This is a genomic window from Pseudoalteromonas distincta (assembly GCF_005877035.1).
Lineage (GTDB): Bacteria > Pseudomonadota > Gammaproteobacteria > Enterobacterales > Alteromonadaceae > Pseudoalteromonas > Pseudoalteromonas distincta.
Genome location: NZ_CP040558.1, coordinates 855,337 through 880,565 on the forward strand (window position 1 = coordinate 855,337; position 25,229 = coordinate 880,565).

At 40.8% G+C, this 25,229-nt stretch carries 23 protein-coding genes; 12 read left to right on the plus strand and 11 right to left on the minus strand.

Going from position 1 to position 25,229, the window contains the following annotated elements; translation table 11 throughout:
- Positions 1–118 precede the first annotated feature (118 nt).
- Together hupB and FFU37_RS03775 are read left to right on the plus strand one after the other, a co-directional pair.
- Positions 119–391, plus strand: coding sequence for a nucleoid-associated protein HU-beta (gene hupB, locus FFU37_RS03770; protein ID WP_002958342.1), 273 nt, complete (start codon positions 119–121; stop codon positions 389–391).
- A gap of 171 nt (positions 392–562) precedes the next feature.
- Entirely contained in the window at positions 563–2,464 is a 1,902-nt protein-coding gene (locus FFU37_RS03775; RefSeq protein ID WP_024606161.1) for a SurA N-terminal domain-containing protein, read from the plus strand.
- Between the two features lie 53 nt (positions 2,465–2,517).
- Here the strand turns inward: FFU37_RS03775 and FFU37_RS03780 are convergent, their stop codons facing one another.
- From FFU37_RS03780 to pspF, 7 genes are all read right to left on the minus strand, one after another.
- Positions 2,518–2,988, minus strand: a complete 471-nt coding sequence (locus FFU37_RS03780; RefSeq protein ID WP_138488749.1) for a VOC family protein — start codon at positions 2,986–2,988, stop codon at positions 2,518–2,520.
- Between the two features lie 87 nt (positions 2,989–3,075).
- Complete coding sequence (locus tag FFU37_RS03785) at positions 3,076–3,837, minus strand: ATP-binding cassette domain-containing protein (protein ID WP_138488750.1); 762 nt, start codon at positions 3,835–3,837, stop codon at positions 3,076–3,078.
- On the minus strand, positions 3,837–4,829 hold the full coding sequence (locus FFU37_RS03790; protein WP_002958338.1) for a peptide ABC transporter ATP-binding protein: 993 nt from the start codon (positions 4,827–4,829) through the stop codon (positions 3,837–3,839). Before FFU37_RS03790 ends, FFU37_RS03785 begins: the two co-directional genes overlap by 1 nt.
- Positions 4,830–5,723 carry an ABC transporter permease subunit gene (locus FFU37_RS03795; protein ID WP_002958337.1) on the minus strand — a complete coding sequence of 298 codons (894 nt, stop codon included), beginning with the start codon at positions 5,721–5,723 and terminating at the stop codon, positions 4,830–4,832.
- Positions 5,710–6,744: an ABC transporter permease gene (locus FFU37_RS03800; RefSeq protein ID WP_002958336.1), complete on the minus strand. Its 1,035-nt coding sequence runs from the start codon at positions 6,742–6,744 to the stop codon at positions 5,710–5,712. The genes FFU37_RS03795 and FFU37_RS03800 overlap by 14 nt, the downstream gene beginning before the upstream one ends.
- Positions 6,744–8,351 (minus strand): ABC transporter substrate-binding protein, encoded by a 1,608-nt coding sequence (locus FFU37_RS03805; RefSeq protein WP_024596506.1) that lies wholly within the window; start codon positions 8,349–8,351, stop codon positions 6,744–6,746. The genes FFU37_RS03800 and FFU37_RS03805 overlap by 1 nt, the downstream gene beginning before the upstream one ends.
- Positions 8,352–8,366: 15 nt before the next feature.
- Positions 8,367–9,431, minus strand: a complete 1,065-nt coding sequence (pspF, locus tag FFU37_RS03810; protein WP_138488751.1) for a phage shock protein operon transcriptional activator — start codon at positions 9,429–9,431, stop codon at positions 8,367–8,369.
- 186 nt (positions 9,432–9,617) lie between these two features.
- Between pspF and pspA the strand changes: the two genes are divergently transcribed.
- The 8 genes from pspA to FFU37_RS03850 all read left to right on the plus strand — a co-directional run bounded on the left by pspA (position 9,618) and on the right by FFU37_RS03850 (position 16,494).
- Positions 9,618–10,277, plus strand: coding sequence for a phage shock protein PspA (gene pspA / locus FFU37_RS03815; protein ID WP_002958333.1), 660 nt, complete (start codon positions 9,618–9,620; stop codon positions 10,275–10,277).
- A gap of 67 nt (positions 10,278–10,344) precedes the next feature.
- Positions 10,345–10,578, plus strand: coding sequence for an envelope stress response membrane protein PspB (gene pspB / locus FFU37_RS03820; RefSeq protein ID WP_002958332.1), 234 nt, complete (start codon positions 10,345–10,347; stop codon positions 10,576–10,578).
- A complete protein-coding gene (gene pspC, locus FFU37_RS03825; protein ID WP_007580963.1) occupies positions 10,575–10,976 on the plus strand; it encodes an envelope stress response membrane protein PspC in 402 nt (133 codons plus the stop codon). The genes pspB and pspC overlap by 4 nt, the downstream gene beginning before the upstream one ends.
- 63 nt (positions 10,977–11,039) lie before the next feature.
- Positions 11,040–12,458 carry a YcjX family GTP-binding protein gene (locus FFU37_RS03830; protein WP_138488752.1) on the plus strand — a complete coding sequence of 473 codons (1,419 nt, stop codon included), beginning with the start codon at positions 11,040–11,042 and terminating at the stop codon, positions 12,456–12,458.
- A complete protein-coding gene (locus tag FFU37_RS03835; protein ID WP_010553752.1) occupies positions 12,455–13,480 on the plus strand; it encodes a TIGR01620 family protein in 1,026 nt (341 codons plus the stop codon). Before FFU37_RS03830 ends, FFU37_RS03835 begins: the two co-directional genes overlap by 4 nt.
- A gap of 415 nt (positions 13,481–13,895) precedes the next feature.
- Positions 13,896–15,077, plus strand: a complete 1,182-nt coding sequence (megL, locus tag FFU37_RS03840; protein ID WP_138488753.1) for a methionine gamma-lyase — start codon at positions 13,896–13,898, stop codon at positions 15,075–15,077.
- Positions 15,078–15,314: 237 nt separating this feature from the next.
- On the plus strand, positions 15,315–16,112 hold the full coding sequence (gene phhA / locus FFU37_RS03845; protein ID WP_010553750.1) for a phenylalanine 4-monooxygenase: 798 nt from the start codon (positions 15,315–15,317) through the stop codon (positions 16,110–16,112).
- Positions 16,113–16,149: 37 nt separating this feature from the next.
- Positions 16,150–16,494 carry a 4a-hydroxytetrahydrobiopterin dehydratase gene (locus FFU37_RS03850; RefSeq protein WP_002958326.1) on the plus strand — a complete coding sequence of 115 codons (345 nt, stop codon included), beginning with the start codon at positions 16,150–16,152 and terminating at the stop codon, positions 16,492–16,494.
- Between the two features lie 83 nt (positions 16,495–16,577).
- Here FFU37_RS03850 and FFU37_RS03855 read toward each other — a convergent pair whose 3' ends face one another.
- Positions 16,578–18,611 carry a BCCT family transporter gene (locus FFU37_RS03855; protein WP_138488754.1) on the minus strand — a complete coding sequence of 678 codons (2,034 nt, stop codon included), beginning with the start codon at positions 18,609–18,611 and terminating at the stop codon, positions 16,578–16,580.
- 161 nt (positions 18,612–18,772) lie between these two features.
- Between FFU37_RS03855 and FFU37_RS03860 the strand changes: the two genes are divergently transcribed.
- Positions 18,773–19,771 (plus strand): DUF2971 domain-containing protein, encoded by a 999-nt coding sequence (locus FFU37_RS03860; protein WP_138488755.1) that lies wholly within the window; start codon positions 18,773–18,775, stop codon positions 19,769–19,771.
- A 112-nt stretch (positions 19,772–19,883) separates the two neighbouring features.
- Here FFU37_RS03860 and dapD read toward each other — a convergent pair whose 3' ends face one another.
- From dapD to map, 3 genes are read right to left on the minus strand one after another with little or no spacing between them, the layout of a single operon-like run.
- A complete protein-coding gene (gene dapD, locus FFU37_RS03865; RefSeq protein WP_002958324.1) occupies positions 19,884–20,711 on the minus strand; it encodes a 2,3,4,5-tetrahydropyridine-2,6-dicarboxylate N-succinyltransferase in 828 nt (275 codons plus the stop codon).
- Positions 20,712–20,720: 9 nt separating this feature from the next.
- Complete coding sequence (gene glnD, locus FFU37_RS03870; protein WP_002958323.1) at positions 20,721–23,339, minus strand: [protein-PII] uridylyltransferase; 2,619 nt, start codon at positions 23,337–23,339, stop codon at positions 20,721–20,723.
- Between the two features lie 30 nt (positions 23,340–23,369).
- A complete protein-coding gene (map, locus tag FFU37_RS03875; protein ID WP_002958322.1) occupies positions 23,370–24,155 on the minus strand; it encodes a type I methionyl aminopeptidase in 786 nt (261 codons plus the stop codon).
- Between the two features lie 271 nt (positions 24,156–24,426).
- Here map and rpsB point away from each other — a divergent pair, with 271 nt between their 5' ends.
- A complete protein-coding gene (rpsB, locus tag FFU37_RS03880; RefSeq protein ID WP_002958321.1) occupies positions 24,427–25,155 on the plus strand; it encodes a 30S ribosomal protein S2 in 729 nt (242 codons plus the stop codon).
- Positions 25,156–25,229: the final 74 nt, after the last annotated feature.

Genomic DNA, 25,229 nt, shown 5'->3' on the forward strand with positions numbered 1-25,229 from the left:
AGGCTTAAGAAAAATATAATCATGTGGGCATTAAAAGTTTGCTCTAAAATTTTCAAAAAAGTGATGTTAGTTTAAAAAACCATCGCTCTTGATAATAACAATGAAAGAGGATGATATTGTGAATAAATCTCAATTAATCGATCAAATCGCAGCTGATGCTGACATTTCTAAAGCGGCTGCAGGTCGTGCACTAGATTCATTCATCGAATCTGTATCTGGCGCGCTAAAAGATGGCGACTCAGTTGCACTTGTAGGTTTTGGTACTTTCTCAGTACGTGAACGTGCTGCACGTTCAGGCCGTAACCCGCAAACTGGTGAAACTATCCAAATTGCTGCTGCAACTATTCCAGCTTTCAAAGCCGGTAAAGCGCTTAAAGACGCAGTAAACTAATCACTGTTTTAAACACATTAGTTATGGCGAGTGTAAAGTTACTGATTCACCAAAACAGATGAGTTAAGTAACTTTTCCGCCAGTTACTTCAAGTGAAAAAGCGTATCTGGTAAGATACGCTTTTTTTACATGTGACAAGGTAAAATACCTTGATCAAAAAGAGATAAACAAATGCTTGAGAAAATCAGAGAAGGTTCGCAAGGACCTGTAGCCAAAATAATTTTAGGCGCGGTGATTTTATCTTTTGCCTTAGCAGGGATCGGTAGTTACTTAGGTCAAACCACAGAACAACCCGTTGCTGAAGTAAATGGAATTAAAATTAGTCAAACCGATTTTAACCGTGCTTACCAAAATGAACGTAGCCGTTTAGAGCAACAATTTGGTGAATACTTTACACAAATTGCAGCTGATCCAAATTACATGGCACAAATTCGTCAAGGTGTAGTTGACCGCTTAGTACAACAAGAATTGCAATCACAGCTAGCGGCTGATTTAGGCCTTCGCGTAAGCGACGAAAGTGTACGTAAAACAATTTTAGAATTACCATACTTTCAAATTGGTGAAAAATTCAATAACGACCGTTACCTACAAGTAATTCGTCAAATGAATTTTCAACCAGATGCTTTTCGTGAATATTTACGTAAAGATATGACACGTAGTCAGGTAGTATCTGCTGTTGCAGGTACAGACTTTGCCCTAGAGAGCGAGCTGAAAAGCGCAATTGCTCTTCAGCAGCAAACTCGTAGTATTGATTACGTAGTTGTAAACAAAGAGGCACTTGCCGCGAATGTTGAAGTATCAGATCAAGAAGTATCTGATTACTACGACTTAAACGCATCTCAATTTTTATCTCCAGAGCTTATCTCAGTAAGTTACATTGAGCTTAAAGCAGCAGATATCAATGTTGAATCGGTAACCGAGGATGACGTTAAAGCGTATTATGAGCAAAACAAAGCACAATACGTTGAGCCAGAAAAGCGTCGTGTATCACATATCTTAATTGATAACAGTGAAGACGATGATGCAGCAAAAGAAAAAGCCAATGCTCTTCATGCACAGCTAGAGCAAGGTGCAGACTTTGCTGAGTTAGCACAATCATCGTCTGACGATATTGTTAGTGGCGAAATGGGCGGCGATCTTGAGTGGATTGAGCGTGACGTAATGGACCCTGCATTTGAAGACGCGGCTTTCGCGCTTGAAAATAAAGGTGATATTTCTGACGTTGTTACTTCTGAGTTTGGTTATCACATAATTAAACTTACTGACATTCAACCACAACAAGTTAAAGCGTATGACGATGTTAAAGCTGACTTACGTGCTGAATTAGAACAAGCTGAAAAAATAGATGCATTTTACGAAAAGCAAACTGAAATGGGTGCACTTGCATTTGAAATTTCAGACCGCTTAGATGATGCTGCAGAAGTTGCTGAAGTGGAAGTTAAATCTACACCTCTTTTAGCACTTAATGCTCTACCAGAGCCGTTAAACAGCCCTGCAGTTGTCACAGCACTAACATCAGTTGATTTACTTGAAGATAAAGTAAATTCTGAAGTTATTGAGCTTGGCGATGAGCATGCAATCATTGTTCGTATTAACGAGCACAAAGCTGCTGCTACTAAGCCGTTAGACGAAGTAAGCGAGGAAATTAAAGCGCGTTTAGTTAATGAAAAATCATCTGAGCTTGCTAAAGAAAAGGCACGTAGCTTATTTGCAGAAGTACAAGCAGGTAAGAGCTTAAACGATGTTGCTAACGAGCAAAGCTTAACACTTCGCCAAGAAGCTAAGTTAACACGTCAAAGCTATACTGTTTCACCTGCTATTGTGACTCAAGCTTTTAAAATGGCTCACCCAGCGGATTCTGCGGTAGTCGATCTCGTTAATTTAAATAATGGTGATGCAGCAATTGTTGCGCTTAAGTCGGTAACAGATGCACAAGTTGCAGCTAATATTGACCCTCAAGCAAAACAAAGCATTACTATGGCGCAAGCTAATAAAAACTACATGGTATTTATTGAAGCGCTTAAAGCCAATGCTGAGCTTAACTTACCAACGGCTACACAAACTGTTGAGTAATTAATTTTAGCTCATAAAGAAAGGCGCTTTTAAAGCGCCTTTTTTATTGTCTTTTAATTACCTCTGGCAATAAACTCAATCCGATTGCCGCTAGGCTCTCTTATCATCATATGTTGGGTTGGGCCGCTACCTAAGTTTTCGGGTGCAAACTCTATAATAATATTATTTTGCATTTTTAAGTGTTCATGTAGCTCGCTTAACTTTTTGATACTTTCAACACTGAGTGCTAAATGGTGTAAGCCCACATTTTCTGCACGATTAAACTCCACACGTTTTGCATCGTTTTTCACGCGCCATAATGTAATGGTTATTTTATTGTTTGATAAAAAATAAGCAGGATAGGCTGGGTCATTCCCTAGCGTTTTAAAGCCAAGTACATCAGTAAAAAATGCTTTGGATGCATCTAAGTTTGATACGGTTAAACCTAAATGATCAACGCCACCAACCCAATTTGTATCAGCAATAGCTGAGGCAGATAGAAGGAGTAATGAGGAAAGGCTAAGTAGTAACTTTTGTTTAAGCATGAGATCTCTTGTTAATTAAATACAATTAACAAGAAGACCTAGTTAAATACGGTTATCTTACAAAAAGTTAGGTATTTATAATCTGCTTTAGCAGCTTAATAAACGCTGCGTTACTTTTGATTGAGGGTTTTGAAAAACATCTTCAGTAGGACCGTATTCAACCACTTCACCTTTATCAAGTACAACTACAAAATCACTAATGTGACGTACTAAACTTAAATGATGCGTGATCATCACATACGTAAGGCCTGTATCGCGCTGCAGCTTAAGTAACAAGTTTACTATTTGCGCCCGTATAGAGGGATCTAAAGACGAAACAGCTTCATCAAGTACAATCACCTTAGGATCTAAAATTAATGCACGAGAAAACGCTACACGCTGTAACTGCCCCACGCTAAACATATGCGGGTAGTAGTGTTTATGATCGATTAACAAACCCACCTTAGAAAGCGTTGCATCAATCTTTTCAGTGCGTTCACTAGCATCAAGCTCAGTATTATATTGGAGGCAATCATCAAGCATTTCGCCAATGGTTAAGCCCGGGTTGAGCGATGCAGCTGAATCTTGAAAAATCATACGAATATGGCGACATTGATTATCGCGTACGCCATTATCTTCGATAATATTATTCTCGAGCAAAATTTGCCCGCTATCAGCGCTATCAGCTCCTGAAAGTAGTTTTGCCAACGTACTTTTACCTGCGCCTGTTTCGCCAATTATGGCAATGCTTTCACCTTTACCTACGCAAAATGAAATGCTTTTAAGGACTTCAAACTTTTTACGTGAAAAAAGCCCAGCTCGCACATTAAAGGTTTTACAAAGTGCTTGTACTTTTAACAGTGGCTGCATTACTTCATGTCCTTAATTAACGGAAAGTGACACGCATAACTATGCCCATGATGTTTAGTCAGGGCTGGTGTAACCACACATGCTTTTTGCGCTTGTGGGCAACGCGGCCCAAGGCGACAGCCAATAGGCAAATGTTGCAGAGTAGGGATAGTCCCTTTAAGCGCATAAAAAGGTTCTTTATGTGCTAAGCCTTGCTCGTAGTCTGGCAAGCTTTTTAGTAATGCTTGCGTGTATGGATGGCGAGGCTGTTTAAATATTTCATGGGTTGGGCCTGCTTCAACCATTTGCCCGCAATATAAAACATGAATGCCATGCGACCAATGTGCAATCTCTTCAAGTTCATGAGAGATCATCAAAATAGACATGTTTTTTAGCTGGTTTAAGCTTTTTAGTAACCTAAATACTTGTGCGCGAGTTGTGCTTTCAAGTGCTGTAGTGGGCTCATCAGCGATTAAAAGCTTAGGCGTTCGAGCAATGGCCATCGCAATCATTACTTTTTGACATACGCCTTCAGAGAGCTCATGAGGGTAACTACTTAGTACCGCTTCGTGGTTTTTAATACCCACCTTATGAATAAGCGCTTTTACTCTGTCTTTTCTCTCTCGGTTACGTTTTAAAAAGAAACCTTTAGTTGCGACCTCTGGGAGTGTTTCGGCAATTTGGTCAAATATTTTAGCGGTTGGGTCAAGGCAGCGACTTGGATCTTGATAGATCATTGCTATATCTTGGCTTACTATTTTACGGCGTTTCTCTGGGCTTAAACGCATTAGGTCTACGCCGCGCCAATGAATACGGTCGGCAGTAATGTCCCAGCGCTCGTTTAATACACCAATAATCGCTTTTGCTATTAGGCTTTTACCAGAGCCAGACTCGCCCACAAGCGCATGTACTTCACCTTCTTTTAAGCTAAAGCTCACTCTGTCTACGGCTCTAATTACAGTTTCAGAGGTACGTAGTTCAATTGTTAAGTTACGAACATCGAGTAATTGCATTTAATCAGCCTTACGTGCTTTTAGCACTTGTCGCAGGCCATCGCCTACTAAATTAGTAGATAACACGGCTAAAAATAACAGGACACCAGGTAGCGCTACAGTCCACGGCGCTAAATAAATAAGGCCTAGATTTTCGGCTAATATTGCGCCCCATTCGGTCGTTGGTGGCTGAGCCCCTAATTTTAAAAATCCCAGTGCTGAAATATCTAATATCGCGGTAGAAAGCGCCATCGTGAATATAACCACAATATGCTCATAAATATTAGGGAAAATACCGCGCGATATTATATGCCAATTAGATGCGCCATCGAGTCTAAACGCAGTAATGTAATCTTTACTTAATTCATCAACAATTAGGTTGCGCACCGAGTGAATAAACTGCGGTAGTAACGCTAAAATAATTGCCCATACGGTATTCATTAAACCTGGGCCAAGTATGGCGATTATTATTATGGCCAATAACAAAGAAGGAATAGAAAGTGTTATATCAAGTAAATGATTTAAAAAGCTTGAACGCAGCCCTTTACTAATCCCTGCAAAAGTCCCCACTAATACACCAAACAGGGTCGTGATTAGGGCAGCTACAACAGAAAGTCCAAACGTATATGTTGCACCATTCATTAAGCGCGAGAGTACATCACGGCCTAAATCATCGGTGCCTAAAATAAAGCGTACATCGCCCATCTCTCGCCATGAGGGCGGTATGAGTAGTGCATCACTATGCTGTTGGTTTACGCCATAGGGCGCTAAAAAAGGAGCGGTGGCGGCCAATAATGCAAACGCCATAAATATCCATAAACCAACCAAAGCTGGGTGATTGTTTTTAAATTTGCGCCAAAATCGCGCAAGTGGCGATTTATTCGACTCTTCAGAAAATAAATTAAACTTTGCCATGGGCCTGATTCCGCGAGAGTGGATCGAATAAAGTGTAAGTAAGCTCAGCTGTAATAGAGGCTAAAATAACAAATAAAGACACCGCCATTAATCCACCTTGAATTGCAGGAAAGTCACGCTGATAAATACTATCGATTAACCATCGGCCAATACCCGGCCAAGAAAAAATAACTTCAGTAATCATCGCAAGTGTTATCAAGGTGCTAAATTGCAAACCAATTTGCTTAATTACCGGTAGTAGTGCATTACGCAGTGCATGGTGCATGATAAGTTGACGGCGGTTAAGGCCTTTTGCCCTAGCTGTTTTAATAAAGTTTTGATCCATTACCTTAAGCATAGACTCGCGAGTAAAGCGCACTAATACCGTGGTTGGATACATGGCTAGTACAATAGTAGGGAGTGTTAAATGGCGCAGCGCATCAACAAAGGCCATCCCTTTATATGGAAATCCAGCTAGAGCAATATCAATTAATATAAACCCAGTACTGGCGGGTATTTCGTAAAGGAGGCCCATTCTGCCCGACATAGGAAACCAGCCAAGCTTTAATGAAAAAACCATTATTAACAACAATGCGAGCCAAAACACAGGCATTGAATAACCTACCATAGTGACAGAGTTTATAAGTTTGTCGGGCCAGCGTTTATGATAGCCAGAGCCTAAAATGCCAGTAGGTACACCAATAACAACCGATACAATTAATGCATATACGCTTAGCTCTAAAGTAGCCGGTAGTAAGTCAATAATATGGCTAAACACGCTGTTACCAGAGGCAAATGAAAGCCCCCAGTCGCCTTGAAATATTCTCCCTAAAAAGGCAATGTATTGCATAAAGTAATTGCTGTTGTATAAATATTTATCTTCAAGCTCACTATGCTGTGCAAAGTTACCACTTGGTATGCCACTTAAATTACTTAGCGGATCACCGGGAAATAAATACGCCAGTGAAAACGTAAATACGCTGAGCATTAGTATCATAAAAAAGAACAAACCAAGGCGACGTAAAATATAATCTAAGATCATTATTTTTTCCTCGCATTAGCAAGCGAAATAGCACCAAACGGGCCAAGTGTTATGCCTTCCACATCAGCGCTACTTGCTTGAAAGCGCAAGCCATGAGCAATAGGTAATAACGGCAACTCTTTAATAATTAAGCTTTGTGCATCTTCGTAGTATTTTTTACGTTTGTTTAAATCAGTGGTGTCTAGTGCTTTAGTAAGCAATAAATCAAATTGGGGATTACACCAGTTTGCAGGGTTTTTACCACTAAAAGTAGCGGTGCAACTCAGCAGCGGGCTAAAAAAGTTATCAGGGTCGGGTGTATCTGCGGCCCAACCAAGTAATACACTGTCGTGTCGATGTTCGCCAATACGTTGAATAAACGTATTCCACTCATATTCTACAATACTGACGTTAACGCCTACTTTGCGTAAATCACTTTGCATAAGCTCAGCCATTTTACGTGCGTTGGGATTATAAATACGACTCACAGGCATAGCCCATATCGTCATATCAAAGCCATTAGGCAACCCTGCTTCAATAAGTAACTTTTTAGCAAGTTCTGGATCAAACGTAGGTATATCTTCTTGTGGCTCAAATGCCCAAGAGGTTGGCGGCAAAATAGATTGTGCGCGAGTACCGTTCCCGTAATAAACCGCCTGCATTATTTTATCTACATCTATTGCGTGCGCAAGCGCTTGGCGTACGCGTAAGTCGTCAAACGGAGCACGCTCTGTATTAAATGCCCAATAACCTATGTTTAAGTTTGTTTCTTTTTCGACGTTTATATCATCACGTTGCGCTAAAATGCTCAATTGTGCACTACTTGGATGAGCCGTTACATCGCACTCTTTAGTCAGCATTTTTGCTATGCGCGTAGTGCCGTTAGGGGTTATATCGTAAACCAATTGCTCAAGTGCAACGTCATGCTTCCAATAAAGTGGGTTACGGTAAAAGCGCACAAGATGATCCCGGCGGTATTCTTTATAAATATACGGGCCGGTGCCAATAGGGTACTGATCAAATAAGTTTTTTTGATTATTTTTCTTAAGTTTCATGGCGTATTCTTCTGAAAGCACCACGGCAAAGTCGGTAGCCATATTAGCTAAAAAACTACTTTCAGGATTAAACAATTCAAAACGGACTTGGTAGTCAGACACGCGCACAATTTTGCGAATAAGTTGATCAATTCCTACACTTTGAAAATACGGGTAATCGGCATCGCCCACAAAGTGATATGGATTATATACATCGAATAATCGGCTAAAGGTGAATATAACGTCGTCGGCGTTAAAGTCCCGCGATGGGGTAAAATAAGAAGTTGTATGAAACTTTACATCTTTACGCAGGGTAAAGGTAACCGATTTACCATCTTTGCTAATTTTCCAATCGGTCGCCAGCTCACTTTGAAACTCTGCCGTAACAGGGTCAATGCTAATTAAGCGGTCGTATAATTGGTTAGCAATTATATCAATAGTTGAACCGGTGGTCGTGACTTGCGGATTAAACGACACAGGGTTAGCTTCAGCGCAATAAACTAAGCCTTGGTTTTTTTCTTCTATGATTTCTTCTTTGCTATCAAGGCAACCAACTAAAGTGGTGGTAAGCAAAACAAGTAATAATTTATGCACCCGCATAACCTCTGACTATTGTTGATCCAACAAGTTGTATTTTTTAAGATAACCACGTAATTGATGATACGTTAAACCAAGTACTTCTGCAGTTTTCTTTTGATTAAATTGGCTATGTTCGAGTGCTTTATTAATCATGTTTATTTCAAAGTCGTTTGAACGCTCTTTTAAGCTGCACGGAAATTGAATATCAACGGCTGAATCATTGCTTGTTTGAGTAATCGGCGGCGCAACAACAATAGGCTCTGCATTAACCGTTTGAGCCGCTACAGGTGCTTTAATACGCGCTTTTGGTCTAAATGGGCTATCGAATGGGTCTAAAATAATCTGGTGAACGGGGATATGTTCACTACCGTGGCGATACAAACTGCGTTCAACCACATTTTTAAGTTCACGAATATTACCAGGCCAATCATAACTAAGCAGTGTTTCTGTTGCGCTTCGGGTAAAACCGCTAAAGAGTTCCCACTCTAAATCGCGTGCCATATTCATCGCAAACTGCTCAGCAAGAAGCATAATATCGTCTTGGCGTTCGCGCAGTGGCGGCAGGGTAATTACATCAAAGGCAAGGCGATCGAGTAAGTCACTTCTAAATTCACCTTGCTCAGCTAAATAAGGAAGATCTTCGTTTGTAGCACACACTAAGCGTGTATCTACTTTTACAGTTTGTTTGCCGCCAACACGTTCAAATTCACCGTATTCTATAACTCGCAGCAGTTTTTCTTGTACCATAGCTGAGGTATTAGCTAATTCATCTAAAAACAGTGTGCCGCTGTTAGCGCGTTCAAAACGACCTTCGTGGCGTTTGCTTGCCCCCGTAAAAGCACCGCTTTCGTGGCCAAACAATTCACTTTCGAGTAAGTTTTCGTTAAGCGCTGCACAGTTAAGTTTTACGTAGTTTTGATCCCAACGCTTAGATAAAAAGTGTAAGCGTGCTGCTATTAGCTCTTTACCTGTGCCGCGTTCACCAATAATAAGTACCGGTTTATCTAAATTAGCCAGTTGCGATACCTGATCTAATACAGACAGAAAGCTATCTGATTGGCCGAGTAAATTATCCTGTTGGCGATATTGGCTCATATTTCCTAACTCTTGGTCATTTTTACTAACAGTTAGTGTATTTCATAAGTAGGGATAACTAAAGAAATTTGTATATTTAGTTTAACGTAATGAAAATAAAGTGTATTTTAACTTTTAAAAAGTTGGCAAGCATATTGATACTAGTTATAGCAGACTAACTAAGTTTTAATTACAGAGGTAAATGTTATGGGAATTTTTTCACGTTTTGCAGATATTGTTAATTCTAATATCAACGCCATTTTAGATAAAGCAGAAGACCCAGAAAAAATGGTTCGTCTGATTATTCAAGAAATGGAAGACACGCTTGTTGAAGTACGTTCTACATCAGCTAAAACATTGGCTGAGAAAAAAGAAATTGTACGCCGCTTAGATACGCTTAAAGCACAAGTAAGCGATTGGCAAGATAAAGCCGAACTGGCTTTAAGTAAAGACCGAGACGATTTAGCGCGTTCAGCCCTACTTGAAAAGCAAAAGTCGGCAGATGCCGTTGCTTCAGTCGCTAGTGAACTTGAACATGTAGAGTCTCATATTGAGAAACTACAGCAAGAAGTAACGACACTACAAGAAAAGCTAGCAGATGCGAAATCTCGTCAAAAGGCAATTATACTTCGCCAACGTTCGGCTGAGTCGCGCCTTGAAGTGAAAAAGACACTTGATAGCTCAAAAGTAGAAGACGCACTTAATCGCTTTGAACGTTACGAAACTAAAATTGATGGACTAGAATCTCAAATTGAGTCTTACGATTTAGGTAAAAAGACGTTAGCGGACGAAATTGCTAATCTACAAAAAAATGAAAAGATAGATGATGAGCTAGCCGAACTTAAAAAGAAGTTAGCTGATAAATAATTTATAAAGGGGCACTTAAAGTGCCCCACTGCTTAAAAACATCAAAACGGATTGTCAGGAGAGGATTATGTTTGATTCAGACGTAATAATTGTACCATTTGTTATATTTATGATTTTTGTTGCCCCGCTGTGGTTAATTTTACATTACCGTAGCAAAAAACAAGTAAGCCAAGGTTTAAGTGAACACGAACATCGCCAGTTACTTGAGCTTGCACATAAAGCCGAAAAAATGGCAGACAGGGTTGAAACACTTGAAGCATTACTTGATCAAGAGTCACCACAATGGAGACGCAAAGTATGAGTGCCAAACGCGAATTATTAAGAGACCCACAACGCGGTAAAATAGCCGGAGTATGTGCGGGATTAAGTGACTACTTTAATATGGAGTTATGGTTAGTTCGCATTATATTTGTTAGTGCGGTACTGCTAACGGGTGGCCCATTATTTGTGGTAGCGTATATTGCAGCCTGGTTCATTTTAGATAAAAAAGAGCCCGCAACAGTGCAAACTAAAAGCTCAACTAAAACTGACGATCCGCTAGAAGTAAAATTTAAAGTATGGCAAAAGGGCGAGCCACCGCGCCGCGCATTGCAAGATTTAAAAGAGCGTTTAACGCGTGTAGATACTCGCCTTCAAGATATGGAGCGCCATGTAACTTCAAGCGAGTTTACGGTGAGCCGTGAAATTAACAAACTTTAAAGGATTTAATAGCACCTTATTTGCAGCGTGATAAATTACGGCAAATTAGGTGCAAGACACTTTATGAGCCAATCATTTGCAAAAAAGACCTTTAAAAGCATTAAAGGCAAAGCACAAAAAGCCCTTCATCGCAGTTTAGACCAACACGTAAAACTTGCCGTAACTGGCCTAAGTGGTAGTGGTAAAACTGCCTTTATTACCGCGCTTGTTAAACACTTAACAACCCAAGCGGACGATAAAAACTTACCTTTTTTTGATGTAATGCGCGAGCACCGCCATGTGGCCACTAAAGTTGTGCCGCAAGAGGCGTTAAAAGTCCCTACGTTTAATTATACGCGCGCACTCAATGCTTTATTACCCAGCGATGGGGTGCCTACATGGCCTGCATCTACCGAGCGTATTAATACGCTACGCTTAGCAATAAAGTATCAAAGTAATGCAGGGCTGCGTGGGCACTTTTCGCCGCAATCAACGCTTTATTTAGATATTATTGACTACCCGGGTGAATGGCTCCTTGATTTACCTATGCTTGAGCAAAGCTATTCTCAATGGTGCGAGCAGCAATATCCGTTATTAACTCAGCCTTCGCGCGTAAACACATCAAGTGATTTTTTAATGGCCGTTGAGCAACTTGACTTAAACGCTCCCGTTGATGAAAACGCACTTGCTCATATTGCTCAGCTTTATCAAAGCATGTTAGTCGGGCTTAAAAAAGACACCAAACTTGCCATGTTGCAACCTGGGCGCATGCTTATGCCAGGTGATTTACAAGGCGCGCCATTGTTATTGTTTTTTCCGGTATCGGGTGAAATAAACAGTGACGATGTCGTTGCGGGTTCTAATTTAGCGCATTTAATTAAGCGTTTTAACGCCTATATAAAAGAAGTCGTAAAACCATTTTATAATGAGCATTTTAGGCACTTCGATCGCCAAATTGTACTTGTAGATGTACTTAGTGCATTAAACGAAGGGCACGAAACACTCCAAGAGCAAAGCAGTGTAATAAACCAATTACTCGCACACTTTAACTATGGCGAGTCGGGCTTTTTTAAACGTTTATTTAAGCCCAACATAGACAAAATATTATTTGCAGCTAATAAATCAGATCACATAAGTGCAAAACACCATAAAGATTTAGCACTACTACTTGATTCGCTCGTGCATGAGCAAAGTAATCATTTAAAGTTTGATGGTGTAAAAATAGAAACCATGGCTATGTCGTCAATTACAGCAACGCAACCGCGCCAAATTACCGACAAAGGCCAAACGCTTGACTGTATTTATGGTAAACCGCTAAACGAGCCAGATTGGCTTACGTATTTACCGCCGCAGCCTCCCTCGCGGATGCTTAATAAAAATGAGTGGCCAGAACAGGGATTTGAGTTTTTATCGTTCTCTCCAATGCCGAGCCCCGATAAACAACTAAAACATATTCGATTAGATCATGTCATGCAGTACCTGCTAGGAGACAAATTAACATGAGTGAGTCAAACCAACCATTTCAAGCAGGGCGTCGTATAGATACGCAAAGCATTGAGCAAAACGAACCCGTTTTAGCACCTGCAAAAATTATTCAGCACGGGCAAAGTGATTACGAAGAACTTGAAGATGAAGCACTAGAGCCAGAAATAGATCTAGAACCTGTATACAAAAAGTCAAAGTGGCAAACACTTAAAGGTGTTTTTGCTATTAGTTTTATAGTACTAGTGCTTTTAGAGTTTGCATACTCGTTAGTATTTGCTTTCGAGCAGTCAATTATTTTAGGCAGTGTTTATTTAACTGCGGTTGTAAGTGGCGTACTGCTAATAGGGCGCTTATTGTGGCGAGAGTACCGAATGCTGCGCAGTTTAAAGCGTAACCAGCTGCACCGAGTTGAAGCCGACAGGCTTTTAAACAGCGAGCAAGTAGGCGGTGCATTACCTTGGCTCGAAAAGCTCAATAAACACCAGGAGCTTGATAACTTTGAAACCTTTAAAAACCAAGTAGCGACGCATCACAGCGACAAAGAAATAATGACGCTGTACGCCAACAGTTTATTAATAACCCAAGACACCAAAGCTAAAAAGCTTATAAATCGTTTTGCGACTGAATCTGCACTGCTAGTTGCCCTAAGCCCACTTGCGCTGGTGGATATGATGGCTGTGCTTTGGCGCGGTACTAAGTTAATAGAACAAATTGGTAAAATTTATGGCATTGGTTTTGGCTACGCGAGCCGTATAAAGCTGTACCGTATGCTGATAAAACAAGTAATGTTTGTAGGTAGTGCTGAGCTTGTATCTGACCTTGCTGCAACTGCATTGAGTGCTGAGCTTTTAGGTAAGCTTTCGGGGCGGGCAGCGCAAGGTGTCAGCGCCGGTATTTTTACAGCGCGTATTGGTTACAAAGCAATGGAGCTTAGTCGCCCATTACCACGGCTTGAAAACAAGCGCAGCTTACTAAAAGGCACTGTGCAAAGCATCGCAGGTAAAATTATGAGCCGTAAAAAGGCGGAACCAACGCAGTAAAATACGAGGGCGTGTTGATCTTTGATGGTTGAATTTGCAGCAGTGTGTTTGGTATTTAGGCAAGGCAGAGCCTATGAAGTGTGGTTATTCCCCATAAATAGGCGATAACGCAGCATAAATGCCAAACATGCGCTGCCCGTTGGGTTCTTTCTAGGGACGATAAACTCTTTGTTGCTCGGTTTTTACTTAGCCCACTAGGTTACAAACCTCGCGCCGCGATTTAATCTTCCTTGGATTGAACAAATTTCAATCCGCAAAGGTCAACACGCCCTGGTGGCAATATTTGTGTACAAACGTGCGCTGCACGGTTTTTGCACAAATAGCCATCTGAGCATCCGGCATGCTTGCTGTTTGTAAGTGCATACGTTTTGATTGTTGAATCGCAAAAACATAATAATCAAAAAATGAGCCTACAATGAGCAAGCATCATATAAACACCCAGTGTATTCACGGACCACAAAAAGCAAACGACCCGCACGGCGCACTCACTTCTCCTTTGTATCAAACCTCTACCTTTCATTTTGAAAATGCCGCACAAGGTGCTGCGCGTTTTGCAGGCGACGAACCTGGCTATATTTATACGCGTTTAGGAAACCCTACAACCACAGAGCTTGAGCAAAAAGTTGCTCAACTAGAGAGCTGTGAAGCAGCTGCTGCAACCGCAACAGGTATGGGGGCTGTATCAGCCTCAGTACTGAGCTTTTTATCGCAAGGAGATCACCTTGTTGCCTCAAGTGCTTTGTATGGTTGTACCTTTGCGTTTTTCTCGCATATGTTGCCGCGCTGGGGGATCGAAGTCACTTTTGTTGATATGACCAACGAGGACGAACTACGCGCTGCCATAAAACCTAATTCAAAAATGATATTTGTAGAAACGCCAATTAATCCCACTATGGCGGTTATTGATTTGGCACTGATTGGCGCAGTTGCTAAAGAACACAATTTAATTAGTGTGGTCGACAACACCTTTTTAACGCCGCTACTGCAATCGCCTAAAAAATACGGCATCGACATTATAATGCACAGTGCGACCAAGTACTTAAACGGCCACGGAGACGTAGTAGCGGGTATTGTATGTGGATCGCTTGAGCACATAACACACATTAAAATGACCGTATTAAAAGATATTGGTGCAACCATAAGCCCACACGATGCATGGCTAATTAATCGAGGCCTAAAAACACTCGCTATTAGAATAGAACGCCATTGTCAAAGCGCACAAACAATAGCGCAATATCTAGAAGCTCACCCACAAGTAAGCACCGTATATTACCCGGGGCTTAAATCGCACCCAGGTTATAAGTTTATTGGTAATCAAATGAAAGCCGCTGGTGGTGTTATTGCGTTTGAAATAAAAGGCACGCTACAAGATGGCGCTCAATTTATTGATAGTATGAAACTTTGTACACTTGCAGTAAGCCTCGGCGACGCTGAAACACTAATTCAGCATCCTGCATCTATGACTCACTCGCCTTATACGCCAGAGGAGCGGGCCGCCGCTGGAATAAGTGATGGGCTGATCAGGCTCTCGGTTGGGCTTGAAGATGTTAACGATATTATTAGTGATTTAGACCAAGCTTTTACTAAAATTGGTTAGGTGTATTTAATTGTATACACGTAAAATTGGGTTGTAGGCCTTTATTTAAAGGCTTGTATTTTTAATGTGCCATAAGTGTAATTTTAAATTTACAATCCAAGTGATCGCGCTAAATACTGATGTTAGCCTATCTATTAAACTTTTCTTCACTTTTGCATAGTATGGGGTCATTCGATATTCATTAGGTTTGAGTATCACACTGACACCGATTTAGGGCTCACACCCAAGAAGGTACTTATGGCTAAAGCAAGTAAATACACATCCAAAACACCAGACGAAAATGGTGTTATACATTGGAGTGATGAAGAAAATAAAATTTGGTCTGAGCTTGTAGCGCGCCAACTTGCGTGCATTGAAGGCAAAGCCTGCGATGAGTACATGCAAGGGTTAAAAAAGATTAACCTGCCGCACGACCGTATTCCGCAGTTAAGCGAACTAAACGAAGTGTTGCTGGCCACTACCGGTTGGCAAGTTGCGCCAGTACCTGCGCTTATCGACTTTGATGAGTTTTTTAGATTATTGGCAAACAAGCAGTTTCCGGTAGCTACATTTATTCGTAGCCGCGAAGAGTTTGATTACCTACAAGAGCCAGATATTTTTCATGAAATATTTGGCCATTGCGCCATGCTAACTAATCCTGACTTTGCCGAGTTTACGCATAAGTACGGGCAATTAGGTTACGCAGCGCAGAAAAAAGACCGTGTATACCTTGCGCGTATATACTGGTTTACAGTCGAATTTGGTTTAATGCAAACCGAAGACGGCCTGCGTATTTACGGCGGCGGTATTTTATCAAGCCCAGGGGAGACTCAGTATGTATACTCAAATACGCCAGAAATTAGCCCAATGAACGTGCTTGATGTACTGCGTACGCCGTACCGTATTGATATTATGCAACCACAGTACTACACCATAAATTCGATTCATGATCTGTTTGATATATCGCAAATGGATATTATGACTTTGGTTGAGCGAGCTAAAGAGCTTGGTTTGCACGACCCAAAATTTCCACCAAAAGAAAAATTAGCCAGTTAAACATTAATGCTAAAAAAGCTAAAAGTAAGGATTTAGAATGTCTTCATTAAGTGCACAAAAATGCGAAGCCTGTCATGTAGATGCGCCAAAAGTATCTGACGAAGAGTTAGCGCAATTAATTACTAAAATCCCAGACTGGGTACCAGAAGTACGAGACGGTATTATGCAGCTTGAACGTGTTTATAAATTTAAAAACTTTAAGCAAGCTATCGCGTTTACTAACAAAGTAGGCGACATGGCAGAAGACGAAGGCCATCACCCAGGTTTATTAACCGAGTGGGGCAAAGTAACGGTTACATGGTGGAGCCATTCAATTAAAGGCCTACACAAAAACGACTTTATTTGCGCAGCTAAAACAGACGACGTATTTAACGCGCTGTAATTAAAAATTAATTGAGCAAACTAAAAAGGCACTTTTCAGTGCCTTTTTTATTGCATTAATTGTGTATTAAATACGATGCTTATTTAAGATTTATCGCTATTTAACATGTCATCGTGCTCGGCCATATCCCAAGGTAGCTCACCTGGGCTGTTATCTAAAAAGTGTAAGTAACTCTCAAATTGATCAAGAATATCCTTCACAATATCATCTTCACTGTAACCATACACATCGTAAGATTGTCCACCACGACGTAAGAAAACATCAGCCTTGTAATGCATTTCGGTGTTATCAATATTGGGCTTTAGCTCTGAATAGGCAAAGCTTGGCATTGGGTGTTCGGTTAGACGAATGTCATATACAAAATCAACATGCTCATTGCGTAGCACAGTTAAATGAGCACGGCCTAAGTCGGTATCAAAATCAACCTCTGCATGCCATTGTCGAGCTTTTAATTCAGCCTGAACGGCTTGCATTGCTTGTACCACCACACTACTAATGAAGGTGTGTACTTTTTCTTTATTGGGGTAATTAACCATGGCGGCTAAACGGCGCTTCCAATGAGATAAGTTGATATTACGGCCATTGAGCGCATGTGCTTGTAAACTAGTATCGCGATGGCCTTCAATAATGAGTGCTCGCCAAAGCCCAGCGGTTGCAATAAGCATAATAATCGCAAAGGGTAAGGCACTGGCTATAGTCATAGTTTGTAGCGCACTTAACCCTCCTGCCACTAATAAAACAGCAGCCACAGCGCCCTCTAGCACAGCCCAAAACACGCGTTGCCATGCGGGCGTATTAATATTACCGCCGCCAGAGGCGAGGGAATCAATAACTAATGATCCTGAGTCAGACGAGGTTACAAAAAAGGTAATGATTAGAATAACGGTGAGTAGCGAAATAATAAATGATAGCGGTAGCACCTCAAATAACTGAAACAATGCAACAGCTTGGTTGGCTTGAACATCAGTAATTAAAGTATTGAACCCTTCATTCATTATTAGATTTAACGCGGTATCACCAAACACAGAAAACCACAAAAAGGTAAAAATAGTCGGAACTAACATCACTCCTACAACAAATTGCCTGATGGTTCTGCCGCGGCTAATTTTGGCGATAAACATGCCAACAAATGGCGCCCAAGCAATAGTCCAGCCAAATATAAATAGTGTCCAGTTACCAATCCAATCACTACGGCTATATGCTTGTAAATTAAAAGTACGCTCAACAATACCGCTTAGGTAGCTGCCGGTATTTTGTAAAAACGATTCAAGGATATGAATAGTAGGGCCAATAAAAAATACAAAGGCCATTAATGACACTGCAAGTGTCATGTTTACAATAGATAAGCGCTTTACACCTTTATCCATACCAGCCACTACAGAGAAAGTAGCCGCTGCGGTAATAATGGCAATAGCAGTAATTTGTACAGTGGTATTAATAGGAATACTTGGCCATAAATAATGCAGCCCTGCATTAATTTGGGTAACGGAAAGTCCTAGTGTTGTAGCAATACCAAAGAGCGTGCCTAATATGGCAAACACATCAACAGTGTGACCAATAGGGCCATATATTTTATCACCAATAAGTGGATACAACGCTGAGCGAATCGACAGTGGAAGGCCATGGCGAAATGCAAAATAAGCAAGGACTAAGCCGACAATCCCATAGATTGCCCATATGTGAAAACCCCAATGAAAAAATGCAATTTGCATAGCTTGCTTGGCAGCATCGACGGTTTCTGCTGCGCCCGCGGGCGGAGATGCATAATGGAGTACGGGCTCTGCTACACCAAAATATAGTAATGCGACTCCGTAGCCGGCCGAAAATAGCATGGCAAACCATTCGGCGAAGCTGTATTGTGGCTGCGCATGATCAGGGCCCAGCTTAATATTTCCCCAACTTGAGACTGCAACACAAACGATGAAAACTAAGAAAATCGCGACTGATAACATATAAAACCAGCCAAAGGTTTCTGTTATCCACTTGAGGGTGATACTAAATGCTTGCCCTGCAAGTTCAGGATTGCTACTTGTACCAATTACCAAGAGCAGAATAATAAACACTGCAGGCAAAAATACAGGTAGTAAAATAGTTGAGCGTAAAGCAGTTTTTGTCATATTAATCCTTAATATTGATTGCTAACTTTCAATTATGCTTTACTACCTTATTATATCTTGGGTGCGTTGGCTAATTCAGTCTCTTGTTTAAGATTATCAAATTTTATTGTTGCTACTTATCAAGGTTAAACTAAAGATTAACATTACTTGGGATTTTAAATATGGAATACGTTTATCACTACACTTCTGCAGATGGTTTAAAGGGGATTTTAGAGAGCAAAAGTTTATGGGCTACTAACGCAGAATATCTAAATGATTTTAGAGAAATAAAGCAAGGTATTGATAGAATAAAATCACTCAGAGGGAGTTTGTCTGAGTTTTCACAAATCAAACTCGAAGAAATTTATGCCAAACACAAAAATATACCTTTAGATGTTACCCAAAAAGAAATGCGAAGTAAGGACGTGCATCTCGCAAATCGTTTTTTAAATTTTCTATGGAATATAATTGATAATAATACCATTGATGAAATTTATACCACTTCATTTACAACTAAGCGTGATAGCCTAAACCACTGGCTAACTTACGGGTCAGAGCAAACTTCATATTGCATAAAGTTTAATAAAGAAAATCTATTTGATGATGAGTACTTTAGGCAAAGAAAACTTTTGAGTGGCTATGATGATGTTGATTACCAACCAACTGAGGAAATGCTTCATTCTTTAATTGAAGAACACTATCTGCCTGAGGTTTTAAGTTATGTGTTAGATCCAAATTTAAATGGAAATGATCTAAATGAAAAATGTGCTATTGCTGCAATTGAAATTTTTAATGAAGCGATTTTTAAGATTGCTAGCATAAAAGATCAAGCGTTCGAATATGAAGAAGAGTATCGTTTTACTCTTTTTTACCCTGGTTTAGTCTCATTAAATGAAAATACTGAAAAGGGTTATTTTGATTTTATAGACTCCTCTAATATTGATTTTATAAAGCTTGAAAATGGAGTGAAAGAGTTTTTTCCTTTATGCTACAGAACCCTAAAGTCTGGCATTATAGCCCCATATAGAGCGATACCTTTTCCTAAAAATTCAATTGAAGAAATTATAATAGGACCATCAGAAAATAATGAGTTAGCTGTTAAAGGCTTAAAGTCTTTTTTGAGTTCATTGAATTTTAATGTAGAGGTGTCCAGGACTCAAACTTCATTTAGAAGAATTTAAAAAGCTCTAGACCCAAAGGGCTTAGAGCTTTTCTATATACAATTAAAGTTTAACTAAAATACTTAACTTCAACGTATCGTTGGGTTTCGTTTCTCTCAACCCAACCTACGTATTACTCATCAATTGAGCGTAGTAGGGCGTTGATGCCTACTTTTTCACGTGTTTGCTTATCTACTTTCTTCACGATAATTGCAGCGTAAAGGCTGTGAGTACCATCTTTTGACGGTAGTGCGCCTGGTACAACTACTGCGCCTGCTGGTACGCGGCCGTAGTGAATTTCGCCGGTTTCACGGTCGTAAATACGGGTGCTTTGGCTGATGTAAACGCCCATTGAAATTACTGCGCCTTCTTCAACAATTACGCCTTCAACAATTTCAGAACGTGCGCCAATAAAACAGTTGTCTTCGATGATAGTTGGGTTAGCTTGTAGAGGCTCTAAAACGCCGCCTATGCCTACGCCACCTGATAAATGTACGTTCTTACCTATTTGTGCACACGAGCCTACAGTTGCCCATGTATCAACCATGGTGCCGTCGTCAACGTATGCGCCAATGTTTACGTACGATGGCATGAGTACGACGTTTTTACCTACAAAGCTGCCTTTACGCGCTACTGCGTTTGGTACTACGCGCATACCGCCTTGTTGAAATTGCTCTGGCGTGTAGTCGCTAAATTTAAGCGGTACTTTGTCATAAAACTGGTTTACGCCGTCGTTCATTGGCTGGTTGTCGCGAATACGAAACGACAGTAAAACGGCTTTTTTAAGCCACTGGTGTACAACCCATTCACCCGATATTTTTTCAGCAACGCGTGCTGCGCCGCTATCAAGTAAATCAAGTGCGTCAATAATGGCTTGCTTTACGTCGCTTGATACTGTGCTTGGGCTAATGCTATCGCGGTTGTCCCATGCGTTTTCGATCATCGTTTTTAAATCTGACATGTGTGTCCTCTATTCTGTTTCGGCGTTGAATTTTTTACGTAATGCCTGATGAATTTTTGCTTGCTCTTCATCAGTCAGCGCTTGGTATTCGTTATTAGATACGACAAAGAAATCCTCTGCACGTTCACCCACCGTGGTAATACGGGCAGCGTGAATGTGTAGTAAATGCGCTTGGAAAACTTCGGCTATTTTGGTTAGTAAACCTTGTATATCGACGGCTTGAATTTCTATTAAGCTACGGTCTTTGCGTGCATGTGGGCGCAACACAATTTTAGGTTTAATATTAAAATCTTTAAAGCGTTGAGAACGGCTCTTTTTAAAGCGAATTTTTTTACGCGGATCGCTAAGTGCTTGCTCAAGCCCGCGTTTAATTGATTGCGCTCGACCGCTCGCTATAGGGTCGCCACTTACTTCAAGTATTACAAAGCTAAACAGGACGTAACCGTCTTTGGTGGTCAGTACTTGCGCGTGCTGTATTTGTGCTTTTTTAGAGCCGATTACACTCACTAATCTCGCAAATAGTGCACCAGAGTAAGGGCTGTATACAAATACTTGTGTACCACCATGCATGGCTTTGTTAGATACAATTACACTGGGTTGGCTTAAATCGGTGCTAGTTAATAAATGCTCACTTTGCCACGATATTTGCTGTTCGCTAAAGGCGGTAAAGTAATTGGCTTTAAAGCGACTCCAAATTAAATCAATTTTATTCTCAGGGTAACCTAAGTTGAGTAGACGTTGTTTAGCTTGGTGCTTTTTATCGCGAATTTGGTCGCGCTGATCCATTGGGTTTTCAAGCCCTAAGCGTAATGCGCGTTGCGTGTGCAAGTACAACTCACGCAGTAGGGTGTTTTTCCAATCGTTCCATAAGTTATCGTTGGTTGCACGGATGTCAGCAACGGTTAAACAATATAAATAGTCGAGTTGGCGCTCTGTTTTAATACGTGTTGCAAAGTCTTTTATTACTGCAGGGTCGTTAATATCTTTACGCTGCGCGGTAACCGACATAAGTAAATGGTTACTTACAAGCCATGCTACTAATTTTGCATCAGAGGATGAAAAACCATGTAATTTAGCAAAGGCTATAGCATCAACAGCGCCAAGTTCTGAGTGATCTCCCCCTCGGCCTTTAGCAATGTCGTGAAATATACCGGCTAAATAAAGTAGCTCAGGTTTGTCCATTCGAGTGACTATTTCACTACAAATAGGAAACTCGCTAATGCCTGTTTTATCAAAGTATTCGTAAATATTTTTGATTAATTTGTGAGTATGCTCATCTACGGTGTAGGCGTGAAATAAATCGAACTGCATTTGCCCAAATATGTTACGCCACTGCGGTAAGTAGGCGGCAAGCATGCCGTGCTTGTGCATAAGCGTAAATGCGCGGCCCATACCATTAGGGTGTTTAACTAAGCGTAAAAAGGCTTCACGACAGGCTGCATAATCTTGTAAATCCCCCAATAAACGGCGGCGTACTTGGCGGATTGTACGAATAGTGCTTGGGTAAATATGCGTTATTGCAGGGTTGTCTGCTATGTGCTCAAACAATACAAAAAGTTGGTCACGTCTAAAAAATACGGATGGATCTTTTACGCGTATTTGATGGCCCACTTGCTCAAAGTTTCTGTCGAGTACTATCACCGTTTTTTCACTACTTTCGGGCATGATACTTTGCTCAAAGTATGAAAGTAGCATTTGGTTAAGTTCGCGAACGCGGCTCATTATTCTAAATAAGCGCTTCATCATACGCTCAACAGAGGCTTTACCGTCGCTACCAAAACCTAAAATTTCGGCGGCTTGTGGTTGATGATCAAACAATAAGCGGTTTTCAGCCCGACCTGCGGCTAGATGCAGTGCAAAGCGAATATTCCATAAGTTTTCTAGGCACTCTGAAAGCTCTTGAAACTCTTCATGGGTTAAGTAGCCGTGACTTATTAACTCTTGCAGGGTTTCGGTTCTAAAGTGCTTTTTTGCAACCCAAATAATGGTTTGCAAGTCGCGCAGGCCACCGGGGTTTTCTTTAATGTTTGGCTCAAGATTATACGCGGTGCCGTGGCACTTTTTGTGACGTAAGTTTTGTTCTTGAACTTTGGCAGTAAAAAACTCACCGGAGCGCCATACGGGTGTTTCTAGAATATGCGTTTTGAGTTTTTCAAACTCAATATGATTACCAAAAATAAGGCGGCTTTCGAGTAAACTGGTGGCAAAAGTAACGTCTTCACGTTTTTGCTCAATGGCTTGTTCTATCGTGCGCACGCTGTGGCCAATCTCTAAGTTGAGATCCCATAGCATGGTGACAAACTGGCCTATTTTTTCGCATATTTCTTCGCTTGGCGGTTTAGTTACAAGCAATAAAAAGTCGATGTCGGAGTAGGGATGTAGCTCGCCACGTCCGTATCCTCCTACTGCTATTAATGCTAAATCAGGTTCGCGCGCTAAGTCGTAAACATGAAAAAGCTTAATTAGTAGGCGGTCAATAAACTCAGCCCGGGCATTAATTAAATTCCCAACCGGTTGTTTAGAAAATTCGTTATGTAACCATTTATAAAAATAGCTAGAACAATCGCGATAATCACTAAGTTGCTCTGCATCGCTGAGCAACTTTTTTACTTTGTTGGGTAATGCCACGTGGGCTGGCTCCTAATTTCTTATTTATTATTAGTGTTCTATGATCCTGTCGATAGTATCATCTGATCGTAGCGTTAAAATTTCAACACCATTTTCAGTCACTAATAAAGTATGTTCCCACTGTGCAGACAAGCTGCGGTCGCGAGTTACTACAGTCCAATCATCTTTAAGTAGCTTACATTGGCGTTTACCCGCATTAACCATTGGTTCAATTGTTAAGCACATGCCCGCTTTTAAAGTTTCGCCAGTACCCGCTTTACCGTAGTGCATTACTTGTGGTTCTTCATGAAATCCTGCGCCAATACCGTGGCCACAATATTCACGAACAATAGAGTAATTAAAACTTTCTGCATATTTTTGAATAGCAGAACCAATATCACCTAAGCGCACACCAGGTTTTACCATTTTAATAGCAAGGTATAAGCTTTCTTGTGTTACTTCTGCAAGACGCTTAGCTTGGATGTTTGGTGTACCAACGTGGAACATTTTAGAAGTATCGCCGTGGTAGCCATCTTTAATGACAGTGACGTCAATATTTACGCTGTCGCCTTCTTTTAATGCTTTGTCATTTGGAATTCCGTGACAAATAACATGATTAACTGACGTACAAACTGATTTTGGAAAGCCATGATAATTTAACGGAGCAGGGATTGCTTGTTGCACATTAACAATATAATCATGACAAAGTGTATTTAGCTCATCGGTGGTAACTCCCGGCACTACATGAGGGCCGATCATTTCAAGTACATCGGCCGCTAAGCGCCCAGCTACGCGCATTTTCTCTATTTCTTCAGGGGTCTTGATAATAGCGCTCATTGAGGCTCCAAAGTTGAGTTTCTAACATTTATCGCCGAACAAATTTTGCACGCGACGTTGAGTATTTAATTTTAATATGGTATAAAGCGCGCCGTCTTTTTACAAATAAATTCTTAAATGATTTTTTGTATTTAAGGCAAACACAATTTTATTTTAACACACACACGTATCGTCACATACACTTGGGTGCATTTGAAGTTTAATTACTTCGGTGTTGGTGCTATGGGATATGTGGAGGCCTAACCCTAAACAACTATAGAGGATCTATAAAATGGCAAACGTTTCAATGCGCGATATGCTTCAAGCTGGTGTTCACTTTGGTCACCAAGCACGTTACTGGAACCCTAAGATGAAGCCTTTCATCTTCGGCACACGTAACCGTGTACATATCATCAACCTTGAGCAAACTGTACCAATGTTCAACGACGCACTTAAGTTTTTATCAAGTGCTGCAGCAAACAAAGGTAAAGTTCTTTTCGTTGGTACTAAGCGCGCAGCAAGCGACGCAGTTAAAGCAGCTGCTTTAGAAAGCGATCAGTTCTTCGTAAATCACCGTTGGTTAGGTGGTATGTTGACTAACTGGAAAACTGTACGTCAATCAATCAAGCGTCTTAAAGACCTTGAAGCACAAAGCCAAGACGGTACTTTCGAGAAATTAACTAAGAAAGAAACGTTAATGCTTAACCGCGAAATGGAAAAGCTTGAAAAGAGCCTTGGTGGTATCAAAAACATGGGCGGTCTTCCAGACGCGCTTTTCGTTATCGATGCTGACCACGAGCACATTGCTATCCGTGAAGCAAACAACCTAGGTATCCCTGTTGTTGCAATCGTTGATACTAACTCTAACCCAGACGGCGTTGATTACATCGTTCCTGGTAACGATGATGCTATCCGTGCTGTAAGCCTTTACACTAGCGCTGTTGCAGCTGCTATCACTGAAGGTCGCGAGAATAACATCGTTGCTCAAGCTGAGAAAGACGATTTCGTTGAAGCTGAGTAATTAGCTATCATCAAGTCTTCATCTTTTTAAGGTGAAGACTTGTTATTCTTGTAGAGCGGGTAACCCGCTTATCT